11 protein-coding genes are annotated in these 11,613 nt (G+C 58.7%); 8 read left to right on the top strand and 3 right to left on the bottom strand.

Going from position 1 to position 11,613, the window contains the following annotated elements; genetic code table 11:
- Nucleotides 1–32: 32 nt before the first annotated feature.
- Nucleotides 33–905, bottom strand: a complete 873-nt coding sequence (locus KI810_RS09405) for a diacylglycerol/lipid kinase family protein (protein WP_214175280.1) — start codon at nucleotides 903–905, stop codon at nucleotides 33–35.
- A 245-nt stretch (nucleotides 906–1,150) separates the two neighbouring features.
- Here KI810_RS09405 and KI810_RS09410 point away from each other — a divergent pair, with 245 nt between their 5' ends.
- Complete coding sequence (locus KI810_RS09410; RefSeq protein ID WP_214175281.1) at nucleotides 1,151–3,061, top strand: LTA synthase family protein; 1,911 nt, start codon at nucleotides 1,151–1,153, stop codon at nucleotides 3,059–3,061.
- Between the two features lie 95 nt (nucleotides 3,062–3,156).
- On the opposite strand, the gene KI810_RS09415 is transcribed toward KI810_RS09410, so the two are convergent.
- Nucleotides 3,157–3,357 carry a cold-shock protein gene (locus KI810_RS09415; protein WP_214175282.1) on the bottom strand — a complete coding sequence of 67 codons (201 nt, stop codon included), beginning with the start codon at nucleotides 3,355–3,357 and terminating at the stop codon, nucleotides 3,157–3,159.
- A 448-nt stretch (nucleotides 3,358–3,805) separates the two neighbouring features.
- On the opposite strand from KI810_RS09415, the gene KI810_RS09420 reads away from it, so the two are divergent.
- The 7 genes from KI810_RS09420 (at nucleotide 3,806) to KI810_RS09450 (ending at nucleotide 10,477) form a co-directional block, all read left to right on the top strand.
- Nucleotides 3,806–4,309, top strand: a complete 504-nt coding sequence (locus KI810_RS09420) for a hypothetical protein (protein WP_214175283.1) — start codon at nucleotides 3,806–3,808, stop codon at nucleotides 4,307–4,309.
- Nucleotides 4,310–4,415: 106 nt separating this feature from the next.
- Entirely contained in the window at nucleotides 4,416–4,931 is a 516-nt protein-coding gene (locus KI810_RS09425; protein ID WP_214175284.1) for a hypothetical protein, read from the top strand.
- A gap of 73 nt (nucleotides 4,932–5,004) precedes the next feature.
- Nucleotides 5,005–5,514: a hypothetical protein gene (locus KI810_RS09430; RefSeq protein WP_214175285.1), complete on the top strand. Its 510-nt coding sequence runs from the start codon at nucleotides 5,005–5,007 to the stop codon at nucleotides 5,512–5,514.
- Between the two features lie 105 nt (nucleotides 5,515–5,619).
- Nucleotides 5,620–6,135: a hypothetical protein gene (locus KI810_RS09435; RefSeq protein ID WP_214175286.1), complete on the top strand. Its 516-nt coding sequence runs from the start codon at nucleotides 5,620–5,622 to the stop codon at nucleotides 6,133–6,135.
- 2 nt (nucleotides 6,136–6,137) lie between these two features.
- Nucleotides 6,138–6,650, top strand: a complete 513-nt coding sequence (locus KI810_RS09440) for a hypothetical protein (RefSeq protein WP_214175287.1) — start codon at nucleotides 6,138–6,140, stop codon at nucleotides 6,648–6,650.
- A gap of 23 nt (nucleotides 6,651–6,673) precedes the next feature.
- Nucleotides 6,674–7,480, top strand: a complete 807-nt coding sequence (locus KI810_RS09445) for a fimbrial biogenesis chaperone (RefSeq protein ID WP_214175288.1) — start codon at nucleotides 6,674–6,676, stop codon at nucleotides 7,478–7,480.
- 18 nt (nucleotides 7,481–7,498) lie between these two features.
- Nucleotides 7,499–10,477 (top strand): SdrD B-like domain-containing protein, encoded by a 2,979-nt coding sequence (locus KI810_RS09450; protein ID WP_214175289.1) that lies wholly within the window; start codon nucleotides 7,499–7,501, stop codon nucleotides 10,475–10,477.
- Between the two features lie 24 nt (nucleotides 10,478–10,501).
- Here KI810_RS09450 and xerC read toward each other — a convergent pair whose 3' ends face one another.
- Nucleotides 10,502–11,386: a tyrosine recombinase XerC gene (gene xerC, locus KI810_RS09455; RefSeq protein ID WP_214175290.1), complete on the bottom strand. Its 885-nt coding sequence runs from the start codon at nucleotides 11,384–11,386 to the stop codon at nucleotides 10,502–10,504.
- Between the last annotated feature and the right edge of the window lie 227 nt (nucleotides 11,387–11,613).

An 11,613-nucleotide genomic window follows, 5' to 3' on the forward strand; every position in this document is an offset into this window, starting at 1 on the left:
CAGCATCACCTGCCACGTACCGGACATACCTGTCAGGCGAGCACCCTGACGAAATTTTCCACCACGACTATGCGCAACGGTCCGCGACCGACATAATCGCCATCCACCTGGACCGCCTTGGCTGTGGAAATTTCCAGGAGACGTGCGGGAAACGTAGTGATCCCCGGGCCCGACGGCACCCGCCCCCGGAACAGATCCAGGGCAAGCCTTGCATAGGTCCGTCTCGTGCCCCCCCTGATGCAGACCACCTGAAACCCCGGCGTAAAGATATCCGCCGTGGGGGCCAGCACGAAATCACCCCCGTACCTGGCGCCGTTGCAGATTACAGCGCTGTGGCATTCCACCTCCCTTCCGTCCGCCCGTATCCGCAAGGGCTCCCGGTCCCACGCCGCCAACCGTCTCATGGCAGCAAGGAGGTACGCCCCTTTGCCCACGACCCTCTTTTCTCCGAGGCGCACGTCTTCCACCACGGCACCGTCAACACCGATGCCGGCCATGAGGGAAAAATACCTTTTCTCCCCCTGCGCCTCCAGCAGGCCGACCGCCATGGTGCGCGCCTCGCCGCCCGTGATCCTTCGGATCGCCTCCTCCAGCGACCGGATTCCCAGCTCCTTGGCCAGCACATTTGCCGTGCCGAGGGGAAGGATCGCCAGGGTAGCTTTCCCCGGTGCGAGCCCGTTCAGAACGCCGTTGATCGTCCCGTCGCCACCACCGACAACGATGAACGGCGCCGCCTCCTCCGTGCAGATGCGCCGGGCGAAGAGACCGGCATCCGCGGCGCAGCGGGTGAGGAGAAGCTCGGGAGCCTTCCCTCCCCGTTCAAGGGAGTTCACCACCTCGGCAATCTTCTGCCGCGAATAGCCTCCCGACGTCGGATTTACAATGAGAAAACAGCGCTCGGCCACCTGAATGCCCCTCCCCGAAGAAACTCACCGCGAACGGCCTTTCATACTCCCTTTATAGTGCGTTTAGCAGCCGCTTTCAAATCTTTTCGGCGACACTTCATCGCCAGCCCTCGCCCACGGAGACACACAATTACCCGCCGCTCATAACCAGCCGTTAACGCGAATAATCTGTACTTTCTGCATGTTAATACGGTATCCTGCTTAAAGTTTCAGCACATAAATCCGGACCTAGACGGGAACCATCCATGTCAGTAGCCAAGCGATACCATTCGCTGTACGTACTCTTCGCCATCATCGTCATATTTTCGACAATCACCAGGACGATCCTTCTGATCAAGGCCCTCCCCAATCTGGACCTTTCCCCTTTCCTGCTCCTGAAAATATACGGCGTCGGATTCTTTTTCGACTGCGTTACTTACTCCTACTTCGCCATCCCCTTTGCGCTCGTTGCGGTCCTCCTCCCGGACAAGGTGTTCAACGGCAGATGGTTCCGGCCGGTCGTCTGGGTGGTCGGTTTCGTATTAACCTATCTCATGCTGTTCAACACGGTTGCCGAATACACCTTCTTCGACGAATTCGGCACCAGGTACAATTTCATCGCCATAGATTATCTCATCTATACCACCGAGGTGATACGGAACATCCGCGAATCCTATCCGGTCAACGGGATTCTTGCCGCTCTTTTCCTCCTGAACATCGGGGTCTTCACCCTGGTGAAAAAACGGCTGAATCGCTCCTTTGCCTCAACCTCAACACTGGGCAAACGGCTCAGGGCCGGCCTTCTCTTCGCGATACTGCCGGTTATGTCGTATCTCTGCGTCGACCTTTCCCTCACCAACATCTCGCCGAACAATTACGCCGATGAATTGGCGGGGAACGGCATCTACAACCTTGTGGCTGCCTTCCGAAACAACGAACTGGACTACAACCGGTTTTACGTCAGCAGAGACGACAAGCTGATCCTGGCGCGGCTCAGAGGACTCCTCACCGAAAAGAACAATCATCTGGCAAGCAGCGATACCCGTGACATAACACGCATCATCCAGCATCCCGGTCAGGAACGGCACCTTAACATCATCGTTATTGTCGAAGAGAGCCTGAGTGCCGAATACCTCGGTGCATTCGGCAACACGAAAGGGCTCACGCCCAACCTCGACAAACTTGCCGACGAATCGCTCTTCTTCACCCACCTGTACGCCACCGGGACAAGGACCGTCCGCGGCCTCGAAGCCATAACCCTCTCCATCCCCCCCCTCCCCGGCACCTCCATCGTGAAACGCCCCGGCAATGAAAACTTTTTCTCCTGGGGATCGGTAATGAAAGCCAAAGGATATGACAACAAGTTTATCTATGCCGGTCACGGCTATTTCGACAACATGAATTACTTCTTTGCCAACAACGGCTTTTCGACCATCGACCGCTTGAATTTCGCCAAGGACGAAGTAACTTTTTCCAATGCCTGGGGGGTCTGCGACGAAGACCTCTTCGGCAAGGTAATCAGCGAAGCGGATAAGTCCCACAAGGAGCGCCGGCCCTTTTTCAGCATGGTGATGACCACGTCCAACCATCGCCCCTTCACCTACCCGGACGGCAAGATCGACATCCCCTCCAAAACCGGCCGCGACGGCGGAGTCAAGTATGCGGATTATGCCATCGGCAGGTTGTTGACGGAAGCCAGGAAGCATCCTTGGTTCAACGACACCGTCTTCGTCATAGTCGCTGACCACTGCGCCGGAAGCGCACGTAAAATTGCGCTCCCGGTAAAGAACTACGAGATTCCTTTATTCATCTACGCACCGGGTCGTATAAAGCCGCAAAAGATTGACAGGATGCTCAGCCAGATCGATATAGCGCCGACGGTCCTTGGGCTTCTGAACTTCAGCTACACCACCAGGTTTGCCGGCAAAAACATCATGAACATGGCTGACGGAGAGGAGCGGGCCTTTATCTCCACCTACCAGAAACTCGGTTTCATAAAGGGGGACAAACTCCTCGTCCTCGGCCCTCAAAAAGAAACCGGTTTTTACAGCTTTTCCCGGCAGGACGGCGCGACAACCCAGATACCCCCACAGGAAGGGCTCTTGCTGGATGGGCTCGGCTATTATCAGGGGATGAACTACGTCTACAAAAACCGGTTGAACCGCCTGAACAACTGACCGGGCAGATACCTCAACCAATCCTTTCTCCTGTTCACGACAAAAAAAAAGCCCCGGATTTCTCCGGGGCTTTTTTCAGCTGTCGAGTGTTATCGTTACACTCTGGTTACGTTAGCCGCCTGCAGGCCCTTCGGACCCTTGACCACGTCGAACGTTACCCGATCGCCCTCGGTCAGGGATTTGAAGCCGTCACCCGTAATGGCGGAGAAATGTACAAATACGTCTTCACCATTTTCCTGCTCAAGAAAGCCAAACCCTTTGCCGTCGTTAAACCACTTCACTGTTCCGTTTGCCATGTACCTTTTCCTCTACTTCTTGGTTATTTCATCCGGGATAACCGCGGATGTTTTCACACCGTATCAGGTATGGTCGCGCGATGTCAAGGAATAAAATGTGGCGCCCCCCACCCCAGAAAGAGGAAGAGGGGTGCCGCAACTACGGCAGTAAGGGACTCATGATGGGTGAGGCCTTCATCTTGAAAAGTAAGAGGCGACGTCGTCAAATAACAGCAACGTGACAAAATTTGCGCGCCCACCCTGCCAAATTACGGCCCGGAAACCGCAACTTATTTCTATGAGTTAGCATGTATCACTGGATTAACACCGTCGTCAGCAATTTATTGACAATACTGGTCAACTTCCACACCGGCACCCCCCTTTATGTAATAATTCCAATCATATTTGGCACATACATTGCTTTTCATATCACACGCTCCACTCCCGATTATCAAGGAGAGATTTTTTAATGCCAAAGAGATGGGTTAGCCTATTATTTATAGCTCTGTGCCTGTTCGGCTACGCCGCCAGTTCCCAGGGGGCCGCCACCACCTCGAACCTGACGGTCAACACCACCGTCGCCGCCCGGGCCTCGCTGGTCTTGGCATCCGCCACCATAAACTTCCCCGACTCCGATCCGACGACCGTCCCCTCCATCGGGGCGACGGAAAATGCAGTCAACGTCACCGCCCGCGTCCGGACCGGCAGCGCCAGCACGGCAACCCTCCAGGTCCTGGCGGGGGGGGACCTGACCAGCGGGAGCAACGCCATCACCATAGACAATGTCACCTGGACCGCCACCGGCGCCGGCTTCACCGGGGGGACCATGAACAAGACAACCCCCCAGGCGGCGGGCTCCTGGACCGGACCGGGAGTCTATGCCGGCACCTTCAGCTATTTTCTGGCCAACAGCTGGAACTACGCCACCGGCAACTACTCGGCGACCATAACCTACACCCTTACAGCCCCCTGATTGACATCTAGCGACACGGAGGTGATCCATCACCGCGGCAAAGCCTTTTGGAATCGGAACCGGAAACCATCATCAATAACGGCAGCAATCAACAACGGAGGATACTATGAAAAGAATGCAGATCTTACTGGCAGCAGCATGTGCAGCAACCCTCGTCTTCGCCGGCAGCGCTTTGGCGGCAGGTGACACTGGCACGGTAACCTTGTCGGCTAGCGTAGCTGCCAAGGCAGCCCTTACTTTAAGCGGCAACACGGCCCCGAATTTTGATCTAAGTACTGTTGACAATGGGACTGCAGTTACCGCAACAGGGGCCACCACAGTTGCTGCAAAGGTGCGAACCGGCGCAACTCAAAATCCGACCTTGACGGTTCAGGCAGGTGGCGATTTTGTCAATTCAACATATGCCGGCAATGACATACCTGCTTCAGATGTGACTTGGGCTGCCACAGGGAACCTTATAGCTGGCATCTTGTCGAAAGCAGCTCCCGTAACCGTCAACGGGGCATGGACAGGGTCCAATACATACACTGGTGACATGACATGGACCCTCGCAAATAACTCCAACTACTCGACCGGCACTTACAGTAACATACTTGTGACGTATACCCTGACAGCTCCTTAATCCAAGTTGCTTGTGGACAAGCATCGGCCGCGGCGCTTTCGAGCGCCGCGGCCAACCTTTGAAAGGCGCGCCCATGAACGTTGTTGCCCGGCTTCTTACCATAACGGTTCTTGCAGGCGTACTTGCGTCCGCAACAGTTGCCCCGGGCCTTGCCGCCAGCGCCTCCGCCGGGCTGAACATCTCCCTCGTCATCGCCTCGTCGGCCAACCTGATGCTCAGCACGACCTCCCTCACCTTCCTCGCCGACGACCCGGCCATCCAACCCTCTGTCCCCGCCTCCGAAAACCCGGTTTCCGTGCTGGCGAAGGTTCGGACGAAGGGAGCACCCTCCCTGTACGTCCTCTCCAGCGACGACCTGCGAAGCGGCGCCGATGTCATCCCCATAACCAACCTCACCTGGACCGCCGACGGCACGCCCTTTACGGGCGGCACCATGAACAAGACCACCCCGCAACTGGCGGCAACCCTGCCGACCGGTTCCGGCAGCTACCAGTCTGCATACCGCTATTTTCTCTCCAACAGCGCACTCTACCTCCCCGGCACCTACTCCACCACCATCAACTACACCCTCACCGCCCCCTGAGTCATGACTACCCCGACCCACAGGCTTTATGCCTTGACACCCCGTCGTTTCTATAGTATCTGCAAGCATGTTCGTGTCGCTCCACTCTATTCACCCCGAGGTTCCATGACCCGGCGCGCATCCGCACACATCCTGCTCCTGTTCGCCCTTGCCCTCGGGCCGACCATGACGACAGGCGACGCCAAAGCCGCCACCACTGCACCTCTGAACATAAATTACACCCTTGTCGCCCGGGCCACCCTGAACCTTACTCCGGCAACGATCAACTTCCCCGATGGAGACCCGACTTCACTCCCCTCCGTCGCCGCAACGGAAAACCCGGTGGTGGTGACCGCGAAGATCCGGAAGGACCCTTCCGCCGCCCTCCTTGCAACCCTCGTCTGTCAAGGTGGGCCACTCGTGTCCGGAGGGGACCAGATCCCCTCCTCCGGCATCACCTGGACAGCGACGGGAACCGGCTTTACCGGCGGGACATTGAGTAGCGCCACCCCGCAGCAGGTCGGCAACTGGACCACTTCGGGGACTTACATCGGCAACCTTAATTTCCGTCTTGCCAATCTCTGGACCTACGCCATCGGCAGCTATACCGGCAGCATCACCTATACCCTTACGGCCCCGTGACCATGCGCAAACCGACACTCCTGACAATTCTGCTGCTCATCCTGGCGGCGCTCCCGCTCCTGTCCGAAAGGAATGCCGAGGCAGCACCTCCTGTAAACCTGCAGATAACGCTCAGCACCACTGCCGTCACCTTTCCCGACCAGGACCCCGACCTCTTCCCCGTTTCCCAGCAGAGCGGCGCGCCGGTTCAGGTCATTCTCAGCACCAAGAACCTGACCGCCACTGCCCCCTATTCCTGCAGCGTTATCGCCCGTGGGGACCTGATGTCCGGTACGTCGACCATTCCCATTGCCAACGTCACCTGGACCGCGGTGACCGTGGCGGCAGACCCGGGTGAATCCTTTTTCAACGGGACCTTGTCCAGCGCAGCTCCCGTCAAGGTCGCCCAAGGATACGGAAACGACTCGCGGAAAACCCCCCTGCAGGGGAACCTGACGTTCTTCATCCAGAACCTCTGGAGCTACGAAACCGGAACCTATTCACAAACCGTCGATTTCACCATATCGGCACCATGAATGAACCTGGAGGATAAAACCCCATGATTGTGCACCGTCGTCTCTCCGCCGTCCCGCTCTTTCTTGCGTTCCTTGTGCTCGTCGCTTTTCCCCTTCCCGCACTGGCCGAGATATCGTTCAGCGTCTCCCCCATCCGGGTCGAACTGTCGGGAGAATCGGGGGGGACCCACACCGATGCCTTGGAAGTCCGCAACGAGGGGAACGAAAAAGTCCGGATCAAGGTGAGCATGCAGGACTGGTATCTCTCCGAAGAAGGAACCCCCATCTTCCAGAAAGGGGGGACCCAGCCCCGGTCCTGCGTCGGCTGGATGAAGATCAACCCCGTCGATTTCCTTCTCCAGGCGGGGGAAAAGAAGGTGGTCCGCTATTCCGTCGCCATTCCCCCGGGAATCAAGGAAGGTGGCTACTGGGGGGCCTTCATCTTCGAGACCGTCCCGCAGGTTGAACCGGGGCAGAAAACCAAGGCAGTGGCGATCAAGGGGAACATCGGCTCCATTGTCTACGTCGTCGTGGGTAAACCGGTGCCGGTCGGGGACATCATCGACATGAGCTACGATGCCGGCGGCAAGGGGAGGAAAATCCTCACGAAGATCAAGAACAACGGCACGGTCCATTTCCGGGTCAAGGGGTCCATCAAGGTCAACGATCCGGCAGGGAAGACCGTCCAGACCGTCGAACTCCCCGACGTCCCCGTGCTGGCGGATTACTCGCGGACCATACCCGCCACTCTGGACGACAAGCTTCCTGCGGGGAGCTATACGGCCGTGGCCACCATCGACATCGGCGACAAGTCGGTCCTGGCGGGGGAACTCCCCTTCGTCGTGAAATAAGGCACGTATGGGGAGAAGATGACGCCCAGAGGTCCCGGCATATCCCTGTTCCGGCTTTGCGTCATCCTTCCCCTTACGCTTGCCACGACGCTGCTTAACACCTCGGTCGGCTCCTGCCTCCCCCCGGGGGGTGGAAGCATTTCCCTCGTCAACCGCTACACCGACCAGGGGGGGACCGCTGCGAGCGGCTCCCTCAACGAGTCGCTCCTGCGCCTCGACCTCTACCAGACGGTCCCCGGCTACGGCAGGCTCTTCCTGTCATCCGACCTCTCCCGCAACGACTCATCCGTAATCGGCGACACCACGTCACTCTCCCGCTACCAGATCGGGCTGGAAGGCTGCCGGCTGGGGCCGTGGACCACCTCCTTCCTTGCCGGCGATACGAGCATCCGCTTCACCAACCTGCTGGAAGGGTTCCCCGGGCCGTTTTTCTCGCTCTTTGCCGTCAAGCCATACATGGAACCGGTCTTCACGACCGACGATGGCCGTTTCCTCAATGCCACCTACCCCGACGTCAATTTTCGCGGAGGGGTGATCAACAGCGCCACCGACAGGAACGCACTTCTCCTGTTCGGCGGCAAGCTCTCCAACGTCAGAGGGTTCCAGAGCAACGAGATCCAGGTCACCGACGAATCCCTCGTCGGCGCCAAATGGAAGCACAAATGGTCGGACGCAACCTACGGGGGGGCCGGTTTCATCCAGACAACGGACCAGCCGTGGCAAGCGGGCAACCCCTTCGGGGCGAAGGTGAACAACAGCATCTTCCTCCTGGATGGCTCCTACCGCCTTGCAGAGTCCGTACGACTCATGGGTGAGTACCGGCAGAATTTCTATACCCTGAACGGCAAAAGCGTGAATGACTGGGCCATGAAAGCCGGCCCCGTGGTGACCCTCCCCCATGGGACCTTCGAGTTGAACTACCGCCGGGTCGGCCCGGACTTCCTCTTCGTCGCGGAAAACCTGCAACCCGAACGGGACGTGGAAGGGGTATTCGCTTCCCTCGATTACAGGCCCCACCAGAACCTCAGCGTCTATACATCGTTCGACTGGAACCGGAACAACCTGGAGAACAACACCGCCCTCCCGGCGATCGACACCATATCCGCTCTCATCGGGGGCTATTTTTTCCACCCGACACTCCCCTCCCTCAACCTCCGGTTCTCCCTGATGGACAAAAACTCCCGTGCGGCGATACCGACTCCGACGGACAGTCGGGGCTATAACCTCTATCTAGAGACGATGAAGGCGTACAGAGTGGTGACCCCCTATCTCCGTCTGCAGGGGGAAATCCTCGATGACGCGGCCTCCCCCCTGAACTCCGCCAAAACCGGGACAGTAACTGCCGGATTGCGGGTAACCCCCCTGAATAACCTGAACTTCTATGTCGAGGGGGAAGAGCAGGTGCGAAACGCCGACAGTGGACCGACCACCACGACCGTAAGAACAAGGGGGGGGATCACCTTTATCCCACTCCCCAATCTCTCCGGTTACGCCGACGGTGAATTCTCCACCGTCAAGGACAACACAACCTCAGGGGCATCCCAGAAAAACTACAGTATCAACGGGGGGGTCATGATAACCCTCCCCCACCAGTTCTACCTGAATGGCGACATCCGGTACAATTCCTCTCAGATCGAAAACTTCACGTCCACCAACGCGTCCATTCTCCAGTTCACCCTGGGTTTGACCAGGCGTTTCGGCTGGGGAGAGGGGGCCGGCGGCCCAGTTTCGGGTCAGGGGACGGGTGTGGCTTTGGCGGAGGTAGGAGACATCGAAGGCTACGTGTACCAGGACCTGAACCACAACGGGAAACGTGATCCAGGCGAACCGGGGCTCCCCCACGTCACGGTGTTCCTTGAGGACAATTCGAAGGCCGTCACCGACAAGGAGGGAAGATACCGATTCAGCAACGCCGCAGCCGGCATCCATATCGTCAAGCTCAACGAGCGCGAATTGGACGCAAGCATCAATCTCCTCGCCGATGCAAGCCGGCGTGTCGAAGTCAAACTTCGGGAGACGACCCATGTGGACTATCCCGTCAGTTATTCGGGGAGTCTGAAAGGCAAGGTGCTGATCGACGCCAATGACAACAGCGTCGCCGATGGGGCCGACACCCCTCTGCCCGACATCCTTGTCTACCTTGCCGATAGCCGGACCAACACCTTCAGCGATGCCGACGGCAACTTCGCACTGGAAAACCTCCTCCCCGGGAGGTACGAGGTGCGGATCGACACTACGGGGCTCCCGGAAGGGACGAAGCTGATCTCCGTCGACAGGTACACCGTCGAGGTTAGATCGGGAGAGGAACTGAAGGACATCACCTTCCTGGTGGCCACGGAAAAGAAAGAGATACGGAAAAAGGTCTTCGGTGCGGGAGCGCCCAAGGCACCCGCCACGGCACCGGCAGCGAAGCAACAGGAGCCCGCCCACCCCGGGAAAGCGGGTACAACAAAGAGCACTGGTGCAGCAGGGGGTAAGGGGAAGAAAGGAGTTCTCCCTTCGACCGACGCATCTCCAAAGAGCGCGAAGCCGGCGGCACCGGTTCCGGAACGCGCCGGCCAGCAACCATCTTTAGGAAAGGGGACCGAGACAGCCGCTAAGGAGCGTCCTCTCCCATCCCCTGCAATCAAGACACAAGCTTCCGTCGAGGCAGCAGAAGTAAGCGTCGTCGAGGTCCATTTCCGTCCCGGTTCCTCCACCCTGACATCAAACGACGAGATGGCAACCCTCGCCACCATCGCCAGGCTGGCAAACAGCCAACCGGATATTCATGTGGCACTCGAAGGGAGGACGGACCAGACCGGCAGCGTCGGTTTCAACCGGGAGCTTGGGCTCAAACGGGCACAGGCCGTTGCCGATATCCTCACCAGCTTTGGCCTCTCTCGGGAAAAGATCGGCAGGGTCCGGAGTTTCGGACCATACGGGCTGATTTGCGAGAAGTTCACCGAGGACTGTTTCGCCAGAAACCGGCGGGTCGTCATTCGTCTCTTCTACTGACCCGTCATCCCAAAAATCCGTCCCCTATTTCCGCGCCTTGGGATGGGCCTTGTCGTAGACATCCATGAGCCGGTCGATGCTCACATGGGTGTATTTCTGGGTGGTGGAGAGGGACGAGTGTCCGAGCAGTTCCTGGATGGCACGCAGGTCCGCTCCCCCCTCCAGCAGGTGGGTGGCGAAGGTATGGCGCAGGGTATGGGGGGAGACCTTCTTCATGGTGGCGATGCGGAGGATGTGTTTGTCAACGATGCGGGCAACGCTTCGCCGGGTGAGCCTTCCCCCCCGGGCGTTGATGAAGAGTGGTTCCGTAACTGCAGGACGATTGCGGGCCGCCAGGTACTCCGCCAGGGCGGTCCGTGCCTTGCTCCCCAAGGGGACGATCCGCTCCTTCCCCCCCTTCCCCAGGACCCTGGCAAGCCCTTCCTCCAGGTCGATGCCACCGATATCGAGACCGGTCAACTCCGAAACGCGGATGCCGCAGGAGTAGAGGGTTTCCAGGATCGCCCGGTCCCGCAGGGAAAGGAGGTCACCCTCCCGCGGCGCCTCGACCAGAGCGGTCACCTCGTCGATGGAGAGGTGGAACGGCACCTTTTTCTCACGCTTCGGCGTCGCCACCAGTTCGGCAGGATTGCGCCGCACCACCCCTTCCCGCACCAGATAGGTGAAGAAGGCACGCAGGGCCGCCAGCTTGCGCCCGATGGAACTCTTGCGGCACTCCTTGTGGAGAAGCGCAAGGTAGCGGCGGATCAGGATATGGTCGATCGCAGCCACCGACGCGCTATCCCCCTGCTCCCCCCGGACAAAGGCGTGGAACTGCCCGATATCCCGCCGGTAGGCCTCCAGGGTGTGGGGAGAGACGTTGCGTTCGGTGCCGAGATACCGGATAAACTGGGCGATTTGATCGTTCATAGCCCCACCAGATTACCAGAAACCCGGCCGGTTTGCCATGGGAAACCCCCTTGACTCGAAAACGGCAGTTGAACGGGGTCCGCAGAGAACGACTTTCCCTGAAGCATTGTGGCTCTTGGCGAAACGAAGCGAACAGCAGCCGCACTGTCTGAACCCGCAGGGTGAGTTTGCGGCTGCGGCGCAGTGAGCCTTAGAGCCACCGTTGAAGGGAAGCGGAGTGAACGCGG

The sequence above is a fragment of the Geomobilimonas luticola genome (assembly GCF_018476905.1).
GTDB classification, from domain to species: Bacteria; Desulfobacterota; Desulfuromonadia; order Geobacterales; family Geobacteraceae; genus Geomobilimonas; species Geomobilimonas luticola.